General features: G+C 66.7%; 20 protein-coding genes. 12 read left to right on the forward strand and 8 right to left on the reverse strand.

What is annotated here, in order from left to right:
- The first annotated feature begins 40 nt into the window (after positions 1–40).
- Positions 41–772, forward strand: a complete 732-nt coding sequence (locus SOM47_RS07845; protein WP_042613414.1) for a class I SAM-dependent methyltransferase — start codon at positions 41–43, stop codon at positions 770–772.
- A gap of 88 nt (positions 773–860) precedes the next feature.
- The gene (locus SOM47_RS07850) at positions 861–1595 is read left to right on the forward strand and encodes a class I SAM-dependent methyltransferase (protein ID WP_320505264.1); all 735 of its coding nucleotides are present in this window, start codon (positions 861–863) and stop codon (positions 1593–1595) included.
- Between the two features lie 130 nt (positions 1596–1725).
- Here the strand turns inward: SOM47_RS07850 and SOM47_RS07855 are convergent, their stop codons facing one another.
- Both SOM47_RS07855 and SOM47_RS07860 read right to left on the reverse strand, forming a co-directional pair.
- Positions 1726–1890, reverse strand: coding sequence for a hypothetical protein (locus tag SOM47_RS07855; protein ID WP_192084065.1), 165 nt, complete (start codon positions 1888–1890; stop codon positions 1726–1728).
- Complete coding sequence (locus SOM47_RS07860) at positions 1887–3026, reverse strand: PepSY-associated TM helix domain-containing protein (RefSeq protein WP_320505265.1); 1140 nt, start codon at positions 3024–3026, stop codon at positions 1887–1889. Before SOM47_RS07860 ends, SOM47_RS07855 begins: the two co-directional genes overlap by 4 nt.
- Before the next feature lie 280 nt (positions 3027–3306).
- On the opposite strand from SOM47_RS07860, the gene SOM47_RS07865 reads away from it, so the two are divergent.
- Together SOM47_RS07865 and SOM47_RS07870 are read left to right on the forward strand one after the other, a co-directional pair.
- The gene (locus tag SOM47_RS07865) at positions 3307–3987 is read left to right on the forward strand and encodes a class I SAM-dependent methyltransferase (protein WP_320505266.1); all 681 of its coding nucleotides are present in this window, start codon (positions 3307–3309) and stop codon (positions 3985–3987) included.
- 266 nt (positions 3988–4253) lie between these two features.
- Positions 4254–4433, forward strand: a complete 180-nt coding sequence (locus tag SOM47_RS07870) for a hypothetical protein (RefSeq protein WP_320505267.1) — start codon at positions 4254–4256, stop codon at positions 4431–4433.
- 4 nt (positions 4434–4437) lie between these two features.
- On the opposite strand, the gene SOM47_RS07875 is transcribed toward SOM47_RS07870, so the two are convergent.
- Positions 4438–4839, reverse strand: coding sequence for a GFA family protein (locus tag SOM47_RS07875; RefSeq protein WP_320505268.1), 402 nt, complete (start codon positions 4837–4839; stop codon positions 4438–4440).
- A gap of 219 nt (positions 4840–5058) precedes the next feature.
- On the opposite strand from SOM47_RS07875, the gene SOM47_RS07880 reads away from it, so the two are divergent.
- The gene (locus SOM47_RS07880) at positions 5059–6036 is read left to right on the forward strand and encodes an Lnb N-terminal periplasmic domain-containing protein (protein WP_320505269.1); all 978 of its coding nucleotides are present in this window, start codon (positions 5059–5061) and stop codon (positions 6034–6036) included.
- Positions 6033–8018, forward strand: coding sequence for an esterase/lipase family protein (locus tag SOM47_RS07885; protein WP_320505270.1), 1986 nt, complete (start codon positions 6033–6035; stop codon positions 8016–8018). Before SOM47_RS07880 ends, SOM47_RS07885 begins: the two co-directional genes overlap by 4 nt.
- A 139-nt stretch (positions 8019–8157) precedes the next feature.
- On the opposite strand, the gene SOM47_RS07890 is transcribed toward SOM47_RS07885, so the two are convergent.
- Complete coding sequence (locus tag SOM47_RS07890; RefSeq protein WP_320505271.1) at positions 8158–9516, reverse strand: MFS transporter; 1359 nt, start codon at positions 9514–9516, stop codon at positions 8158–8160.
- Positions 9517–9582: 66 nt separating this feature from the next.
- On the opposite strand from SOM47_RS07890, the gene soxR reads away from it, so the two are divergent.
- On the forward strand, positions 9583–10017 hold the full coding sequence (soxR, locus tag SOM47_RS07895; RefSeq protein WP_320505272.1) for a redox-sensitive transcriptional activator SoxR: 435 nt from the start codon (positions 9583–9585) through the stop codon (positions 10015–10017).
- Between the two features lie 37 nt (positions 10018–10054).
- Here the strand turns inward: soxR and SOM47_RS07900 are convergent, their stop codons facing one another.
- Positions 10055–10657 (reverse strand): short chain dehydrogenase, encoded by a 603-nt coding sequence (locus SOM47_RS07900; protein ID WP_042613422.1) that lies wholly within the window; start codon positions 10655–10657, stop codon positions 10055–10057.
- 94 nt (positions 10658–10751) lie between these two features.
- Here SOM47_RS07900 and SOM47_RS07905 point away from each other — a divergent pair, with 94 nt between their 5' ends.
- Complete coding sequence (locus SOM47_RS07905; protein WP_042613423.1) at positions 10752–11645, forward strand: LysR family transcriptional regulator; 894 nt, start codon at positions 10752–10754, stop codon at positions 11643–11645.
- Positions 11646–11854: 209 nt separating this feature from the next.
- On the opposite strand, the gene proC is transcribed toward SOM47_RS07905, so the two are convergent.
- Positions 11855–12676: a pyrroline-5-carboxylate reductase gene (proC, locus tag SOM47_RS07910; RefSeq protein ID WP_320505273.1), complete on the reverse strand. Its 822-nt coding sequence runs from the start codon at positions 12674–12676 to the stop codon at positions 11855–11857.
- Positions 12677–12694: 18 nt separating this feature from the next.
- Positions 12695–13372 (reverse strand): YggS family pyridoxal phosphate-dependent enzyme, encoded by a 678-nt coding sequence (locus SOM47_RS07915; protein WP_414715776.1) that lies wholly within the window; start codon positions 13370–13372, stop codon positions 12695–12697.
- 87 nt (positions 13373–13459) lie between these two features.
- Here SOM47_RS07915 and SOM47_RS07920 point away from each other — a divergent pair, with 87 nt between their 5' ends.
- From SOM47_RS07920 to SOM47_RS07935, 4 genes are all read left to right on the forward strand, one after another.
- Positions 13460–14497: a type IV pilus twitching motility protein PilT gene (locus SOM47_RS07920; RefSeq protein WP_042613426.1), complete on the forward strand. Its 1038-nt coding sequence runs from the start codon at positions 13460–13462 to the stop codon at positions 14495–14497.
- Between the two features lie 87 nt (positions 14498–14584).
- Positions 14585–15730 (forward strand): PilT/PilU family type 4a pilus ATPase, encoded by a 1146-nt coding sequence (locus tag SOM47_RS07925; RefSeq protein WP_080335115.1) that lies wholly within the window; start codon positions 14585–14587, stop codon positions 15728–15730.
- A 194-nt stretch (positions 15731–15924) separates the two neighbouring features.
- Positions 15925–16554, forward strand: coding sequence for a hypothetical protein (locus SOM47_RS07930; protein WP_320505274.1), 630 nt, complete (start codon positions 15925–15927; stop codon positions 16552–16554).
- A 217-nt stretch (positions 16555–16771) separates the two neighbouring features.
- Positions 16772–17755 (forward strand): aldo/keto reductase, encoded by a 984-nt coding sequence (locus SOM47_RS07935; protein ID WP_042613428.1) that lies wholly within the window; start codon positions 16772–16774, stop codon positions 17753–17755.
- A gap of 29 nt (positions 17756–17784) precedes the next feature.
- On the opposite strand, the gene SOM47_RS07940 is transcribed toward SOM47_RS07935, so the two are convergent.
- The gene (locus tag SOM47_RS07940; protein WP_042613473.1) at positions 17785–18687 is read right to left on the reverse strand and encodes a LysR family transcriptional regulator; all 903 of its coding nucleotides are present in this window, start codon (positions 18685–18687) and stop codon (positions 17785–17787) included.
- Positions 18688–18797 lie beyond the last annotated feature (110 nt).

The following is an 18797-nucleotide window of genomic DNA, read 5'->3' on the forward strand; positions in this document are numbered from 1 at the left end:
AGCGTCTCAGACCACGATTCTGGAATCCAAGGAGGATGTGATGAGCGCAAGCTACGACAGTATCGTCGACCAGTACATGGCCTACGCCAATGCCTCGCCGACCCGGCCCATCGAAGTGCGCACGATGCTGCGGTTGTCCGGCGAGGTGGAAGGAAAAAGCGTGCTGGACCTGGCTTGCGGTTCGGGCTACTACGGACGCGAATTCCTGCGTCATGGCGCGCGCAGTGCGCATGGCGTGGACCAGTCGCAGGGCATGATCGATTTCGCCCGCGCACTGTCCACCTATCGCGGCGATGGCATGACCTTCCAGACCCATGATGTGATGGATATGCCATCAGGCAGCGAGCATGACATTGTGCTGGCTGCGTATCTGTTCAACTACGCCGCTTCACTGGAGGAGCTGCGCCGGATGTTCGCCGCGGTGATTCCGCATGTGAAGCATGGCGGCAGACTGGTGGTGCAGACCTTGAATCCGGACTATCGGCTGGGCTTGGGGGACTACGCGGCGTACGGGGTGAAGGTGGTGGAGGAAACGCCGTGGAAGCAGGGCGCGCGGCTGCGGCTGGAGTTTCCCGGCACGCCGCCGGCGTTGATCACCAACTACCGCTGGGAACGGGCACATTACGAGCAGGCCATCCGTGCGGCGGGCTTTTGTGCGGTCAGCTGGCATGAACCGGTGCTGGAGCAGGCCGATATCGATGCACGCGCTGAAGGCTACTGGGAGGGCTACGTGCACAACTGCATGTCGGTCAACCTGGTGTGCGAACGCTGAGACGGAAGGGGTCGGGTTCGCTTTCGCCTCTTCAACGTGCAGGCGACGTTGCGTAGCGTGGATACCTCTGTAGAAGAGGGTTTGCACGATGAAAGCGCACTACGATGACATCGCAGGCCAGTACGCGGCGTATGCCAACGCATCGCCCACGCGCGTGGTCGAACTGCGGACCATGCAGCACATGGCCGGCGATGTGACGGGCCGCAGCGTGCTGGATCTGGCCTGCGGTTTCGGCTTTTATGGCAGGGCGATGCTACTGGCCGGCGCCGCCAGCGCGCACGGTGTGGACCAGTCGCCGGAGATGGTGGCACTGGGAAGGCGGATATCGGCGGGTGCCGGCGATGCGATGACCTTCCAGGCAAGTGACTTCCTGCAGTTGGCACCGGTGTGCGAGTACGATCTGGCGGTGGCAGCCTTCCTGTTCAACTACGCGCAGTCGCTGGACGAGCTCGCACGGATGGCCGCGGCTGCGTTCAAGCACGTGCGCGCGGGCGGCAGGATCGCCGTGGAGACGATGAATCCTGCTTACTGCCTGGCAGACGGTGATTGTTCGAAGTACGGCGTGCGGGTGCTGGATGATGTGCCGTGGCAGCAGGGCGCGAAGATGGAGATGGAGTTTCCGGGCGATCCGCCGGCGCGGATCACCGTGTTCCGCTGGGCACGCGCCCATTATGAACAGGCGTTCGCACAGGCGGGTTTCACCGACCTGGTGTGGCAGGCTCCCTGCCTGCTGGAGCAGGACCGGCTGGCCCAGCCGCCGGGGTACTGGGATGACCTGCTGCGCAACGGATTGGCCGCGTGGTTTTCCTGCACCAAGCCGTAGCGCCGAGCCATGCTCGGCGAGCGCGCAGCGCGGCGTGTATCAGGCATCACGATGCCGGAACGGAAAGGCGCCGAGCATGGCTCGGCGCTACCAGGGCGGGCCGCGCCCTGCGGTATCAGGCATCAGCGCATCAGCGCCGGTCGCGCGTCACCCATGCGCGGACGAACAGCGCGATCAGGCCGCTGAAAATCACCCACGAAACAACATCGAACAGCCCATCGCCGATCAGTGCACTGACCAGCCCCACCAGGCTCGCCAGCGTGATCCATGCCGGGGCGACGAAGGGGCTCTTCATGCCACCTCCTGCGTCTGCGCGCGTTCGATCTCGGCCACGCGGGTGGCGGTGCTGCCGCGCTTGAACCACAGGTACAGGCCGCTGACCAGCACCGCGATGGTCAACAGGTCCAGCAGCGCCCACAGGATCTTCAACGGCAGCTTGCCGTAGTCACCAAAATGCAGCGGCTGGCTCAGCAGCAGCACGGTCATGTAGGTCGGCAACTGCGGCTGCGCGGTCAGCGCGCCGGTGCTGGCATCGATCAATACCGGGCGATACAGACGTTCGGTCAGTGGCGAGTTGCCCTGCATGAACACCCCGAAATGATGGTCGCCGCTGTAGCCGGTACCGGGGAAGCTGACGAAGGCCGGGCGCATGTCCGGCTCGGCGGCACGCGCGGTATCCACTGCCGCCTGCAGCGAAGCCAACTGGGTGGGCGTGGGCTGGCCGGCATACTGCGCGGCGAACTCACCGAGCTGCTGGGTCTGCCAGGCCTGTTCCAGCGGCTTGGCGAGCGTGTTGATGGCACCGGTCAGGCCGACGACCAACGCCCAGCCAAGGGTGACGATGCCAATCACGTTGTGCAGGTCCAGCCAGGCCAGACGCCGGCTGCGACCGGTGCGCAGCGTGCCGAAGCGCTGCTTGCGCATGAACGGGCCGTACAGCACCAGACCGGAGACGATCGCCACCACGAACAGCAGCCCCATCGCGCCCATGAACAACAGGCCGGGCAGGCCGAGGAACAGGTCGGTATGCAGGCGGTACAGGAAGTACATCACGCCTTCGTTGAACTGCGGTGCGGGCACCTGCTCACCGCTGACGGAATTGAGCAGCACGGTCTGCATCTGCGCCGGCGGCGTATCGGTGCGCGCGCCGGTGTTGACGTACATCAGCGGGGCGTCCGGGTCCCAGCCGACGAACAGCGGGACGTTGCCGGGGAAGTGCTGCAGCGCGGTCTGTACCTGCGCATCCAGGTCGCGCAGCGTGGCGTCAGCGGGTGCGGCCGGCACGTCGGGGTCGGCGCCGGTGAGGTGGGCGATTTCGTGGCCGAACACCAGCGGCAGGCCGGTCAGGCACAGCAGCAGCAGGAACAGGGTGCAGACCAGACTGGTCCATTTGTGGACCACGAACCAGGCTTTGATGGCAGAGCGTTGCATGCAGCAGGAATCCTCGGGCGACGGCTGGAAGTGAATCGGGGATCAGAACCGGCGAGGACTGACGCAGCGGATTATCCGGATGAGGATGTGTGAATACAAATGATTCGCAAGCGCAGGGATTGTCGGCATTCCTTCTGTTGCCCGTGTGCTATCCAGCGAAAACTGGAACGTCCCAACCGAGGCAGATGACATGAGCACAGGCAGGATGTACGACGGGAGCGTCTTGCAGTACCAGGACTGCGTAGAGGTTTCCGCTTGCCGCCCCGTGGAAGCGCGCTGCGTGCTTCACGTCGCAGGCCCGCTGACCGGGTTGGATGGCATCGACCGGGGCTGCGGGACCGGCTGGTACGGCAGGCAGATGCTGGCGGGCGGCGCGCGGCGCGCCTTGGGCGTTGATTGCACCCCCGACATGCTGGCGCAGGCCCGCCAGCTGTCGCGGGAAGGCGGTGATGCCATGACCTTCGTGCAGGGTGACCTGCGTGGCTTGCGTGACCTGCGGTTGCGCGAAGCGTTCGACATCGCCATCGCTTCATGGGTCTTCTGCCATGCCACCACTGCGCTTGAGTTGGCGCAGATGTACTGCGCTGCCGCTTCCGTGCTTCGTCCCGGAGGAACCCTTGTCGCAGTGGTCAACAACCCTGCGTATCGGCTGCAGGACGGCGACGGGTCAGCCTACGGCGCCAAGGCGATAGCGCAGGAGCCACACCCGGACGCAGACCGCCGGACAGTCGAATTCGCGGGCGAGCCACCGATCAGGGTAGTGGACTACCAGTGGGGCACTCGTTGCCATCAGGCAGCGGCTACCGCGGCGGGTTTCGGTGCGCTGTCATGGCACTGCCCCACGCCGGATCCATCGGATAGAGCTGCATTTCCCCCAGGCTTCTGGGATGAGTACGAACGAAATCCGGCCTCAACGGTGCTACGTTGCGTGAAGACACGTGGTGTCACGGAAGCAGGCTGACAGCACCTTTCAGGGACCTCGCGCGCTGATGGCGGGTTACGGCGTCCGGGACGATCTGGAAGGTGACCCGGCCGACATCATCGTGGTCCTCTGGGCCGTGTCCGGTGTTCTTCGTGCTGGTATGCGGGCTACGCGCCGGAAAACGCCAGCCTGAATCGGGTATGCGGTGCCGTTCAGCGCGGTCATCGCGGTGTCATTGCCGGATCACATGGCGGTCGCCGGGGCGGGAATAGGGTGGACACACCCGCCCCCCACGGAGACCTGCCATGTGGCTCATCGACCGTCTACTTGCCGTTCCCGCCTCGGTGCCGGTTGCCCCCGCACCGGAAGCATTGCCGGAAGCGCACGCGCGCCGACTGACCCTCAAGCGCCCCGCGCGTGCCGGGCGCATGGCGATTTCACCGTGGCAGAAAGTCGCCGCGCCGGCCCGCCGCAGCCGCCACTGACGGCCTATTCGCGGTCCGCCGGGTGGTGCACCCCATCGTTGGTGGGCACCTGGCCGAGCGCGAAGGGATTGATCCCCTCCAGGCAGGCCACGTTGTAGCCGAATTCGCGTGGGTTCGAGCGTCGCCGGTGGTGCGTATAGATGCCGCAGACGCTGCAGAACCAGTGCTCGGCCACGTGGGTGTTGAACTGGTACAGCCGCAGCTGCTCGCCTCCGCGCACCACCTGCAGGCCTTCTTCGGCAACGCTGGCGGCGATGGCGCCGCGCCTTCGGCACATCGAACAGTCGCAGCGACGCGGCTCGACGATGCCATTCGGCAGGTGCAGCAGCAGCTCCACCGCCCCGCAGTGGCAGGTGGCGGTGTGATGCTCGTTTACGGGGATTCCAGCAACCAATGTGATGCCCATGGCGCGCTCCGAGGGGTTGCAGCCATTGTCTATCACCTCGTAGCGGGTGACGACCGCTGGCTGCGGTGGGTGACGACCGCTGGTCGTCACGCTCCTCCGCGCGCAACCTGAACAGGCGCCCATTCCGCCAAAGCGCCGGCTGTGGCTAACTAGGCGCCCCACGGATGAAGTGACAGCACCATAGTGAAGGCAGCAGCACGTCGGACGATCGCGATCATCATGCTGCTCGGCGCCCTCTGGGCCGGCGGACTGCTGTTCTACCAGATGCCCGGGCCGGTGTGGCTGGGCGCGCTGCTGGCGCTGGCCTGGGTGCTGGCTGCGGGATGGATGGCGTTGCGTGTCGCCTGCGGACGCGCCGGCCAGCGGATCGGATCCGGGTACGTGCTGGGGATGGCCTGTGCGGCATTGTGGTGGATGGCGCTGAGCCCCAGCCAGGACCGCATCTGGGCCGATGACGTGGCCGAACGCCTGCACGTGGTGGCCTTCGATGGGCACCACGTGGTGCTGGACAACGTGCGCGATTTCACCTGGCGCACCGAGCAGGACTACGACGCCCGCTGGGTGCGCCGTGAATATGACCTGCAGCAGCTGCGCTCTGCCGACCTGGTGATGTCGTACTGGATGGGTCCGGCCATCGCCCACACGCTGGTGTCGTTCGGCTTCGCCGATGGTCGCCAGCTGGTGTTCTCGCTGGAAATCCGCAAGGAACGGGACGAGTCGTTCTCCGCACTGGGCGGCTTCTTCCGCAAGTTCGAGATGACCCTGGTGGCGTCTGAGGAAACCGACATCATCCGCACGCGTACCAATGCACGCGGGGAGGATGTCTATCTGTACCGCCTGCACGGGCTGACGCAGGCACAGCTGCGCACCCTGTTCGCCGGCTATATCGACCAGGCGCGCAGCCTGGATGCCGCTCCTGCGTTCTACAACACGTTGACCAGCAACTGCACCACCATCGTGTTCGACCTGGCGCGCCACATCGCGCCCGGGCTGCCGCTGGACTACCGCCTGCTGGCATCGGGCTATCTGGACGAGTACGCCTTCGAGCAGGGCGCGCTGGCGCCGGGGTATCCGTTTGCCACGCTGAAGGCGCGTGCGCGGATCACCGAACGCGCGCTGCAACCGCAGGCCCGGAATGATTTCTCCCGCTGGATACGCCGCGGCGTTCCCGGTACCGCACAGGAAGCGCAACCATGACGGCCGTGGCACATCCCTTCAACTGGCAGCGCAGCGTGCGCCTGCTGCTGGCGGCCACCGTGCTGCTGTTCGGCAGTGGCTGCGCGATGGTGACGGTCAAGCAGGTCGCCAACACTGATTACCTGACCACCAAGCGTTCCGACGTGCTGACCACGGGCAAGTTGAGCGCGGCCTCGCAGGAGACGCTGAGCGTGGTTGGGTTGGATGCAAGCCAGTGCGACAAGGACGTGGTGGCTTGCCGGAAGACGCTGCTGGACACCGATGGCATCAGCGCCGAACAGCGCATGTCCGCGTTGTCCGAGCTGTGGGTGCAGACCGCGCTTGCCCTCAGCCCCAAGCCGAAGCACGCCGACAAGGAGCCGATGAGCGATGCGGCGGTGGATGCCTGGCTGGAAGCGGCGCGCTTTGCGTATGCGTACCTGTTCTTCAGCGGGCGCGCGCCGTCGGACCGTGCCTTTGAGGACCGCCAGACCCAGGTGCGCGACTACTACAACTACGCCGCCGAACAGACCGCATCGGTGGTGTTCCGACGGGCGCGCGCCTCCGCGCTGGAAGGCGAGGATTACAACGCCCCGGTGGCCGGCGAGCGCTGGACCATCACCTCCGACTACGACCGCTTGTCGATGCCCAGCATCCCGACCCGGTTGGTGTCGGCGGCTACGATCAGTTTCGTCGGCCTGCGCAGCACCTACCGTCGCGATGGCTTCGGCGCGGAGCTGGTGGTGGTGATGGATCCACCGAAGTTGAGCACGCCGCTGCCGGATGCTGATGCGCCGGTGGATGGCGCAGCACCGAAGCGCAGGCATGAGGTGCCCCAGTACAGCGAGATGTCCTCGATCAATGCCACCGCGCTGCTGCGCTTCAAGGGCGATTCGCTGGAGCAGGTGCTGCAGACCCGTCAGGTGCTGCTGGACGTGTATTCGCCCGAGGCCACCGAGCGCGTGGACCTGCACGGCCAGCAGGTACCGCTGGCCGGCAATTTCACCGCCGCGTATGGGCTGTGGCTGGCGCAGAGCGGGTTCGCCACGCAGGCGCTGCGCACCCTGTTCGGCATGGCCGAAGGCATCAAGGAACCGCACATCTACCTGATGCAGCCGTGGGATCCGAACCGCCGCATCATCTTCATGCTGCACGGCCTGGGCAGCAGTCCCGAAGCCTGGGTGAACGTGGCCAACGAGATCATGGGGGAAGAGGAACTGCGCCGTGAGTTCCAGGTGTGGCAGGTGTATTACCCCACCAACGCCCCGATCGCCCTGAACCGCTATGAGATCTCGCGTGCGTTCAACAGCACGCTGAAGCACTTCGATCCGGGTGGGCAGTCGCGCGCGTCGAAGGACCAGGTGTTCATCGGCCACAGCATGGGCGGCGTACTCGGGCGCTTGATGCTCAGTTCCTCAGGCGATGTGCTGTGGAATGACCTGATGGCACGCTATGACCTGAAGGGCGAGCGCCTGCAGCGGGTAAGGACCAAGTTGGGGCCGTTGCTGCAGTTCCAGCCGCAGCCGAACGTGGAACGGGCGATCTTCATTGCCGCTCCGCACAAGGGGACGGACATCGCCGGTAACCGCGTGGGTCGCCTGATCGGCCGCCTGGTGCGCCTGCCGCTGACGATCCTGGGCTCGTTCGAGGATGCCTTCAACACGCTGCAGCAGGCCGATGCGCAGCGCAGCGGCAGCGAGAAGCTGCGCGTGCCGAACAGCATCGACAACCTGAAATCCAGCGATCCGTTCGTGATGGCGGCGGCCTCGCTGCCGATCCAGCCGGGCTTGAAATATCACTCGATCATCGCCCATCGCAAGGCGGATGTGCCGCTGCTGCAGTCCGATGACGGACTGGTCCCGTACTGGAGCGCGCACCTGGACGGTGCGGTGTCGGAGAAAGTGATCATCTCCGGCCACAGCGTGCAGGAAACCCCGCAGGCGGTGCTGGAAATCCGCCGCATCCTGCGCGAGGACGTGGACGAGGTGGGCGCACGGCCCTGATCTGGAATCCGGAGATGGGTGGGAGTCCGGAGCTGGGTGGGTGACGACCGTTGGTCGTCACAGGGCCGCCCTTGATCAACGGCGTGACGACCAACGGTCGCCACCCACCAGCGGCGTTACGCACCAACAGCGGCTGCGATCAGATGCGCCGCGCGACCACCGTGGCCAGCAGCGCCAGCAGCAGTGTCACGGCGAAGCAGAGCAGGTAGCCCAGCGTCTCGCGGCCGTCGATGAAGGCGGCAAACAACGATCCCGACAACGCCAGCGTGGTCGCCACGCCGACCCCTTCGCTGAGCTGCAGGGCTGAACTGTTCGCGCCCTGTTCGTGTGGCGCCGACATCGACAAGGTGAGCACCGACAGGCTGGGGTAGATCAGGCCCATGCCCAGCCCGGTCAGTGACCAGCCTGCCAGGGCAAGCAACAGCGGCACGCCCTGCTGCAGGGTCAGCGAGGTCAGCAGCAGACCGCCGCACATCATCCACGCACCGGCCTGCAGCAGGTGGGCCCGGGTCCAGCCGCGGCGCTGGTGTCCCTGCATCCATGAGCCGGCGAACCAGCCCAGCGCGCCCATGCTCAACGCGGCGCCGGCCCACAGCGGTGACAGATGGCGTTCGCGCTGCAGCAGCAGCGGCAGGAATGCTTCGGCCGCAAAGAAGGCCGACGCGGCGATGCCGCGCATCGCGATCACGCTGGGCAGGCCGCGGCCGAGACGCAGCGTACCGGTGGGCAGCAGGTGGCGTGCGCAGGCCACCAGCAGGACCAGCGCCGCAGCCATCAGCGCGACGGCGACGATGCCCTGCTGCTGGCCGCCCAGGTACAGCAGCAGCGCGGCAAGTGCGGTGCCGATCGCCCAACGCACCACCGGCCGTGATGCGACCTCGGTGCGCGGATGCTGCGCACTGGCGCGCAGTGCCGGCACCAGCAGCAGGGCGGCGGGCAGGGCCAACACCGGTACCGCCAGGAAGACCCAGCGCCAGCCGACGTACTGCACGATCAGCCCGCTGATCGACGGCCCGATCAGCGAAGGCAGCACCCAGCCCGCGGAGAACGCAGCGAAAACCTTCGGCCGCAGCACTTCCGGGAAGGTGCGCGCCACCAGCACGTACAACGACACCGATACCGCGCCGATGCCCACGCCCTGCAGCAGGCGCCCAGCCACCAGTACGCCCATGCGCGGGGCCAGTCCGGCCACGATCAGGCCGGCCAGGAAGAAGCCCAGTCCGAACCACAGCGGACGCGCCGGACCTTGCTGGTCGCACAGGCGGCCGGCCACGCTCATGCCGATCACGCTGGTCGCCAGCGCACCGCCGAAGGCCACTGCGTACAGGCGCAGGCCATCCAGCGCCTGCGCCACGGTGGGCATGGCGGCCGCCACGGCCAAGGCCTCGAACGCGACCAGTGCGACCAGCGCGACCATGCCGAGGGTGGTGGCGCGGTAGCGCGGCGAAAGGATGGAGGTATCAGCCGGTGGGGCGATCGAGGCGGCGGGGGCGTTCATGCAGGCACTTGTATTGGCGAAGCGGAGGCGGCAGCATCGCGCCTCAACCAAGGTTGAGGTCAAGTGATGGCGACGCAGGAGCTTAGTGTAGGCGAGGTGGCCAAGCGCAGCGGCGTCGCCGTGTCCGCATTGCATTTCTATGAGCGCAAAGGGCTGATCCGCAGCCTGCGCAACGCCGGCAACCAGCGCCGCTTCCCGCGCGATGTGCTGCGGCGGCTGGCGGTGATCCGCGTGGCCCAACGCGTGGGCATGCCGCTGGAAGCGGTGGGTGCGGCGTTGGCCGAGCTGCCCGAAGGCCGCACGCCGACCAAGGCCGAATGGGCGCGCATGTCCGCGCGCTGGCGTACCGAGCTGGATGAGCGTATCCACCTGCTGCAGTTCCTGCGCGACCAGCTGACCGGCTGCATCGGCTGCGGTTGCCTGTCGTTGAAGCGCTGCCGCCTGGCCAATCCGGATGACAGGCTGGGTGAGCAGGGCGACGGCCCGCAGCGCTGGGAGTAGCGCTGCGTCGCGCCGCCCCCGGTCGGCGCCGCTTGCTTCACCACACGGTGAGTGTCTGCCCGCTCTGGATGCCTTCCACCGCGCGCTGGTACGCCAGTGCGACGCGGCGCGCAGGTGCCGGTTCGAAGCCCGGGAAATACGGCGCATAGGCGGCGGCCGATTCTTCCAGCACGGTCGGGCTTACGATGTTGATGCGCAGCCCGCGCGCGGCCAGTTCGAACGCTGCAGCGCGCACGAAGCCTTCCAACCCGGCGTTGACTGCGGTGGCGTTGCTGCCGTCGCGGATAGGTTGGGCGCTGATGATGCCGCTGGTGAGGGTGATGGAGCCGCCCGCGCGCAGGTGGTGCTGGGCGGCCAGTGCCAGCCGCACCTGGCCGAGCAGCTTGTCCTGCAGGCCGCTGTCGAACTGTGCCGCGGTCATGTCCTGCAGAGGGCCGAAGTGGACCTGGCCGGTGGTGGCGATCACCGCGTCCAGCGGGCCGGTGGCGTCGAACAGTGCCTGCACGCTGCGGTCGTCGGTGAGGTCGACCTGGTGCTGGCCACTATGGCGACCGGCTGCCAGGATTTCATGCTGCTGCCCCAGATGGGTGGCGACGGCTTGGCCGAGGGTGCCGGACGCGCCGACGATCAGGATCTTCATGCTGCTTCTCCGTTGGGAACAGGCTCAGTCTGCTACCTCATAGAGGTTTCAGTAAGCGGCGTATGATTTGCTCATTCCGAACCCGGGGTTTGCAATGGACACCTTGCGCTGCATGCAGGCCTTCGCGGCGGTGGCCGACCACGGCAGCTTCGCGCGCGCCGCCGAACAGCTGCAGGTATCGGCGGTAATGGTCGGCAAGTACATCCAGCAGTTGGAGAGGCATCTGGGTACGGCGCTGCTGCAGCGGAATACGCGCCGGCAACGGCTGACCGAGGCCGGCGCGGCCTACCTGGCCGGCTGCCGGCAGGTGCTGGAGCAGGTGCAGCAGGCCGAAGCGAGCGTGGCCGGCCTGCAACTGCAGCCGCGCGGGCTGCTGCGGGTGAGCGCGCCGAGTACGTGGGGAAGCTGCGTGATGGCACCGGCGCTGGCGTCGTTGCTGCAGGCGCAGCCGCTGTTGAACATCGAGCTGGACCTGAGCAACCGGCCCGTGGACCTGATCGAGGACGGCTTCGACGCCGCCATCCGGGTGGGTCCGCTGCCGTCGCGGGAACTGGTGGCGCGGCCGCTGCCGCCCTATGCAATGAGCCTGTGTGCATCGCCGGCCTACCTGCACCGCAGGGGCACGCCGCAGTTGCCATCCGACCTGGCCGCGCATGATTGCCTGGGCCATCTGGCTTGGCGCGGTGGCCATGGCTGGCAGCTGGCCAGCGGTGAGCCGGTGGACTGGGAGCCGCGGGCGCGGCTGAGCAGCAATGACGGGCAGGCGTTGCGCCAGGCGGCACTGGCCGGTGCTGGGTTGGTGCTGCAACCGACGGCGTTGCTGGGTGAAGACATCGCCGCAGGGCGGCTGGTCAGCGTGTTGGACGCGTATCTGCCGGTGCCACGCCCGATGCACCTGATCTACCTGCCGGACCGCCGGCCGCGTCCGCGGCTGCAGTGTTTCGTGGATTTCCTGGTTGAGCGGTTTCCGATGGCGCCTGAAAGGTAAACCGGTAGCGCCGAGCCACGCTCGGCGAGCGCGCAGCGCGGCCTGCGCCAGGCATCGTGATGCCCGAACGGAAAGCCGCCGAGCACGGCTCGGCGCTACCAGGGCACGTCCAAGCCTGAGCACACGCAGACCGGTAGCGCCGAGCCACGCTCGGCGAGCGCGTAGCGCGGCGCGGCATGACCGCCAGCGGCCGTCAGTGCCGTCGGGGTTCAATCGTTGGCGGCGGACAGTTCGCGGCCACGTGCCTGGGCGGCGGCCAGCGCCTTCGCGACCAGCGCCTCGAAGCCGCCGGCCTGGAAGGCCTCGATCGCCGCCTGCGTGGTGCCGCCCGGCGAGGTTACCCGGCGGCGCAATTCGGCCGGCGCTTCGCCGGCTTCAGCGAGCATCCGCGATGCGCCCAGCAGGGTCTGCTGCACCAGCGTGCGCGCCGCCTCGGCCGGCAATCCCTGCGCGATGCCGGCCGCTTCCATCGCCTCGGCCAGCAGGAACACATACGCCGGGCCGCTGCCGGACACCGCAGTGACCGAATCCATCAGCGTTTCGTCGTTCACCCACACCGTGCGTCCGGCGCTGGACAGCACCCGGTCGGCCTGCGCGCGTTGACCGTCGCTGACCTCGGCGGTGGCGAACAGGCCGGTGACTCCCGCACCCAGCAGGGCAGGGGTGTTGGGCATCGCGCGCACCACGGCGATGCCGCCGCCCAGCCAGCGATCCAGCTGGCCGCTGGTGATGCCGGCGGCGATGGAGACCAGCAGCGGCCGCTGTGCGGCCGCCACGGGCTGCAGCGAGGCACACACCTCACGCAGCACCTGCGGCTTCACCGCCAGCACCCAGGCGCGGGCCTGGGCAGCGGCCTCACCCGCGGTGGCGTACGTGGTGACCCCGAAGTCAGCAGCCAGCGCATCGCGCAGGGCGTCCACCGGCTCGGCGACATGGATGTCGGCGGCCGCGGTGCCCTGTCGGACCAGGCCGGCGATCAGGCTGCGGGCCATGTTGCCGCCGCCGATGAAGGCGATGGAGGAATCGGTCATGCGGAAGCTCCTTTCAGTTCAAGCTGGACGGACGCGCGCGCCGAACAGCGCGGTGCCGATGCGGACCATGGTGGCGCCATCGGCGATGGCCTCGGCGTAGTCGCTGCTCATGCCCATCGACAGCGTGTCCGCCTGCGGGTATCGGCTCTGCAACGCGTGCTGCAGCGCCTGCATGCGGCTGAAGGCCAGGTGGCGTTGCGCAGGATCGGGCCACGGCGCCGGGATGGCCATCAGCCCGCGCAGCTGCAGGGTGGGCTCGGCGGCGATGGCCGCCGCCAGCGCGTCGACCTGCGCAGGCTGGCAGCCGTGCTTGCTGCTTTCATCGTCGATGTTGACCTGGATCAGCACGTTCAAAGGCGGCAGATCAGCCGGCCGATGGCGTGCCAGGGCGGTGACCAGCTTGCCCCGGTCCACGCTCTGCACCCACTGGAAGTGGCGCGCCACGGGCTCTGCCTTGTTCGACTGCAGGTGACCGATCAGGTGCCATTCCAGCCCAAGCCCTTGCAGCGCCTCGATCTTCGCCAGCGCCTCCTGTACGTAATTCTCGCCGAAGGCGCGCTGGCCTTCGGCCGCCAACGCAGCAATCGCCGATGCCGGCTGGGTCTTTGACACGGCCAGCAGGGTGGGCACTGGCCGTCCGGCGGCCTGCGCCGCGTTCTGCAGGTTGCTCAGTATTCCGGGCAGGGGACTTTGCACGTGACGCGTTCCGGTCTGACAGGACGCTATACTGACGCCCGGGGAAAGATCCTTCCAGTCGAAGCCGTTATTGGGGAGTAGCCGCTCATGGATATCGCCGAGCTGTTGGCGTTTTCCGTAAAAAACAAAGCATCCGACCTGCACCTGTCCGCAGGCCTGCCGCCGATGATCCGCGTGGATGGTGACGTCCGCCGCATCAACATCCCGGCGCTGGACCACAAACAGGTGCATGCGCTTGTCTACGACATCATGTCGGACAAGCAGCGGCGCGATTACGAAGAGTTCCTCGAGGTCGATTTCTCGTTTGAGATTCCGTCGCTCGCGCGCTTCCGCGTCAACGCCTTCAACCAGAACCGTGGGGCCGGTGCGGTGTTCCGTACCATTCCCTCCGAAGTGCTGACGCTTGAAGACCTGGCCTGCCCGCCGCTGTTCCGCGAGGTGATCCAGCAGCCGCAGGGCCTGATCCTGGTGACCGGTCCGACCGGTTCGGGCAAGTCGACCACGCTGGCGGCGATGATCGATTACATCAACAAGAACGAGTATGGGCACATCCTTACCGTCGAGGACCCGATCGAGTTCGTGCACACCTCGCAGAAGTGCCTGATCAACCAGCGCGAAGTACACCGTGACACGCACGGCTTCAACGAAGCGCTGCGTTCGGCCCTGCGTGAAGATCCGGACATCATCCTGGTCGGCGAACTGCGCGATCTTGAAACCATCCGCCTGGCCCTGACCGCGGCGGAAACCGGCCACCTGGTGTTCGGCACGCTGCACACCAGTTCGGCGGCCAAGACCATCGACCGCATCATCGACGTGTTCCCGGCCGGCGAAAAGCCGATGGTGCGCTCGATGCTGTCCGAATCGCTGCGTGCGGTTATCTCGCAGGCCCTGTTGAAGAAGGTGGGCGGCGGACGTACGGCGGCCTGGGAAATCATGGTCGGCACTCCGGCCATCCGCAACCTGATCCGCGAGGACAAGGTGGCGCAGATGTATTCGGCCATCCAGACCGGCCAGCAGCACGGCATGATGACCCTGGACCAGCATCTGCAGGACCTGGTAAAGCGCAGCCTGATAACGCGCAACCAGGCAAAAGAGTACGCCAAGGACAAGCGCCTGTTCGAGTAAGGCAGGCGACGGCGGGCGGCGTGCGTCGGCTCGGCGCGCACCGCGGGCCGCCGTGCCGAGCCCCCGTCCCGTTTCCTGGAGTCTGCCGTGAACAGTGCCGCCACCAACACCATCGATTTCACTTCCTTCCTCAAGCTGATGGCGCACCAGCGCGCCTCGGACCTGTTCATCACCGCGGGCATGCCGCCGGCGATCAAGGTCAACGGCAAGATCTCGCCGATCACCCAGACCCCGCTGACGCCGCAGCAGAGCCGCGACCTGGTGCTGAACGTGATGACGCCGGCGCAGCGCGAGGAATTCGAAAAGACCCACGAATGCAACTTCGCCATCGGCCTGTCCGGTGTCGGTCGCTTCCGTGTCAGTTGCTTCTACCAGCGCAACCAGGTCGGCATGGTGCTGCGCCGGATCGAAACGCGCATTCCCACCGTGGATGAGCTGGCGCTGCCGCCGATCATCAAGACGCTGGCCATGACCAAGCGCGGCATCATCCTGTTCGTCGGCGCGACCGGTACCGGCAAGTCGACTTCGCTTGCCGCGATGATCGGCTACCGCAACCACAATTCGACCGGCCACATCATCACCATCGAAGATCCGATCGAGTTCGTGCACCGCCACGAGGGCTGCATCATCACCCAGCGCGAAGTCGGCATCGATACCGACAGCTGGGAAGCGGCGCTGAAGAACACCCTGCGCCAGGCGCCGGACGTGATCATGATCGGCGAGGTGCGTACCCGCGAGGGCATGGACCATGCCATCGCCTTCGCCGAAACCGGTCACCTGGTGCTGTGCACGCTGCATGCGAACAATGCCAACCAGGCAATGGACCGCATCATCAACTTCTTCCCGGAAGACCGGCGCAACCAGCTGCTGATGGATCTGTCGCTGAACATCAAGGGCGTGGTCGCGCAGCAGCTGATTCCTTCGCCGGATGGCCGTTCGCGCAAGGTGGCGATGGAAATCATGCTGGGCACCCCGCTGGTGCAGGATTACATCCGCGAAGGTGAAATCCACAAGCTGAAGGAAGTGATGAAGGAGTCCACCCAGCTGGGCATGAAGACCTTCGACCAGAGCCTGTTCGAGCTGTACCAGGCGGGCGAGATCAGCTACGAAGATGCGCTGCGCTATGCGGATTCGCAGAACGAAGTGCGCCTGAAGATCAAGCTGAGCCAGGGCGGCGATGCGCGCACGCTGGCGCAGGGCTTGGACGGTGTGGAGATTTCCGAAGTCCGCTGAGCCGGGACGGGTGGATGCGGACGGGTAGGTGCGGACCTCGGTCCGCACACGCGCGCAGCGCGGCTTCCCGCGCCCGCCGAGCATGGCTCGGCGCTACCGGATGAAGCGCCGTCCGTAGGTGCGGACCTTGGTCCGCACACGCGCAGCGCGGCTTCCCCTCGCGCCGGCCAAAAATCAACGACAGGAGTCATTGAATGAAAAGGATTCTGCTGGGCGCGATCCTGTTCTGTAGTGCCACCGCCGCCAACGCGACGGCGCCCACACCCGCAGGCTGCACGAGCCCGGAAAAACGCGGCTGGTACATTGCGGTCCCGGTTGACGATGGCTCCGACGCCGCCATGCAGCGAGATGTCAGGCTCTTTTCGTACGAGTACACGATGAAGGGCCTCGGCGAACCCTCACTGCGCTGTGGCGAAGTGCCTGCGCAGGCCTATCGTTTCACTTGGGATCCTTCCTTCTGGCCCACCGTGAGCGTGCGCGCATGGAAGGATGCGCACGGCACCGCTTGGGTGTCGGCGACTTCCCTGCAGCTGATGAACGCCCCTGATGCGAAGGGGCCGCCGGAACGTTCAACGTGCCCGGCGGCGCGGGCCTTGAAGCCGGCAGAGTGGTCGCGGATCGAAGCCGTCTTCAACGCCCTGCAGATCATCCCTGAAGCGGATCCTGGGATGGGCGGTCTGGATGGTGAAAGCTGGGACCTCGAATCCAGCGTCGATGGCCAGCAGCGACTGCTGACGCGTTGGCAGCCCGAGGAGCCTGCGGTACGACGGGCTGGCGCCGTGATGATGCGACTGGGTGGATGTGAGATCCATCGCAGGCTGTAGCGCACCCGCCGATCACGGCTCGGCGCTACCGGGTGCAACGCCGTCCGTCGGTGCGGACCTCGGTCCGCACACGCGCCCAGCGCGGCGTAGGCAACCCCACGAGTCATGAGCGGCATTCATAACCGCCAGCGTGCCGGGCACTCCAATGGGCGCCACGGTGCGGCGTACCGTAGGCGTCCCCTCATTGAGTCCGGCAGTGCCGGAAGGAGCACCCCTCATGCAAACCCGCGAACTTGGTCGCAGCGGCCTGCGCGTTTCCGCCCTTGGCCTGGGCTGCATGGGGCTCAGCTTCGGCTACGGGCCGGCGACTGATCGTGCTGCGGCCACGGCCCTGCTGCATGCGGCGGTGGAGCAGGGCGTGACCTTCTTCGATACTGCTGAGGCCTATGGCCCATTCGACAATGAAGTGCTGCTGGGCGAGGCCCTGGCGCCGTATCGGCAGAAACTGGTCATCGCCACCAAGTTTGGTTTCAAGGACGGCCGAGCGAATGCGGGGCTGGACAGCAGGCCGGAGCGGATACGCGCGGTGGCCGAGGCCAGTCTGAAGCGTCTGGGCACCGATTACCTCGATCTGTTCTACCAGCACCGGGTGGACCCGAACGTACCGATCGAAGACGTGGCAGGGGCAGTGCATGAGTTGATCGCCGAGGGCAAGGTGCGGCATTTCGGCCTGTCCGAAGCCAGTGCGGCAACCGTGCGCCGCGCGCATGCGGTGCAGCCGGTTGCCGCGGTCCAGAGCGAGTACTCGCTGTGGTGGCGGCAGCCGGAAGCCGAGCTGCTGCCGGTGCTGGAGGAACTGGGTATCGGCTTCGTGCCGTTCAGTCCGTTGGGCAAGGGCTTCCTGACCGGCGCGATCAGCGCCGATACCACCTTCGACAGCACGGACTTCCGTAATTCGGTACCGCGTTTTGCCGTCGAAGCGCGGGCGGCCAACCAAGCGCTGGTGGAGCGCATTGGTCTGATTGCCGCTGACAAGGGTGCAACGCCTGCGCAGGTGGCGCTGGCCTGGTTGCTGGCGCAGAAGCCGTGGATCGTGCCGATTCCGGGAACGACCAAGCTGTCGAGGCTGCAGGAGAATCTCGGGGCAGCGTCTCTGGTGCTGGATGCTGCGGCACTGGGTCGCATCGATGCGGCGCTGGCCGAGATCGCGATCGTGGGTGAGCGTTACAACGCGCAGGGCGCCAAGCTGGTCGGGCGGTAACTGATGCCGGTAGTGACGGCCGCTGACCGTCAATCAGGGTGCCGCGCTCCGCGCAGCGCGTCCAGGATTATGCGCAGGGCGACCGAGGCCTGGCGGCGTGAGGGATAGTAGGCGTAGTAGCCCTCGAATTCCGGGCACCAGTCTTCCAGCACCGACAGCAGCCGGCCGGCGTCCACCGCCTGCTGGGCCAGGTCGCATGGCAGCCACGCCAGGCCGCCTTCAGCCAGTGCGGCACGCAGCATCAGCCCACTGTTGTTGAAGGTCCACTGGCCGCTGACGCGGAGGTTGAGTTCCTCGCCATCACGGGCGAACTCCCACGGCATCAGCCCGCCGTGGGTGGGCAGGCGCAGGTTGATGCAGTTGTGCGCGGCCAGCTGCTGCGGGTGCGTCGGGATGACGTGGTGGCGGAAGTAGGCCGGCGAGCCCACCACGCACATGCGCAATGGCGGACTGATCGGCACGGCGATCATGTCCCGGGCCACCTGGTCGCCCAGGCGGATGCCGATGTCGTGGCGCTGGGCGACGATGTCGGCCAGCCCGTAATCCACGGTCAGCTCCACCTTCAGGTCCGGATACTGTTGCAGCACGCGTTCCAGCCGTGGCCAGACTACATGTTCGGCGGCATGGCCGGCGGCGCTGATGCGGATCGTGCCGGCCGGCCGGTCGCGGTACTCGGCCAGCGCGGCCAGCTCGTCTTCGATCTCCGCCAGGCGCGGGGACAGGGTTTCCAGCAGCCGCTGGCCGGCCTCGGTGGTGGATACGCTGCGCGTGGTGCGGGTCAGCAGGCGCACCCCGAGCCGCTGTTCCAATGCCCGCAGGGTGTGGCTGAGCGCGGACTGGGAGACCCCCAGCTGCGCGGCGGCGCGGGTGAAACTGCCTTCGCGGGCAACGTGGACGAAGGCCTGCAGGTCGTTGAGGTTTTCACGGCGCATGGCCTGCATCATGGCCTTGCGCATTGCGCACGGCAATGGATTGATGAGCGGTGTTTCTGGATGCATCCGCGCAGAGCGATGCAATATCCGCAGGAGCGTGGCGTACGCTG

Origin of the sequence: Stenotrophomonas sp. CFBP8980 (genome assembly GCF_034046095.1) — a bacterium.
GTDB lineage: Bacteria > Pseudomonadota > Gammaproteobacteria > Xanthomonadales > Xanthomonadaceae > Stenotrophomonas > Stenotrophomonas lacuserhaii.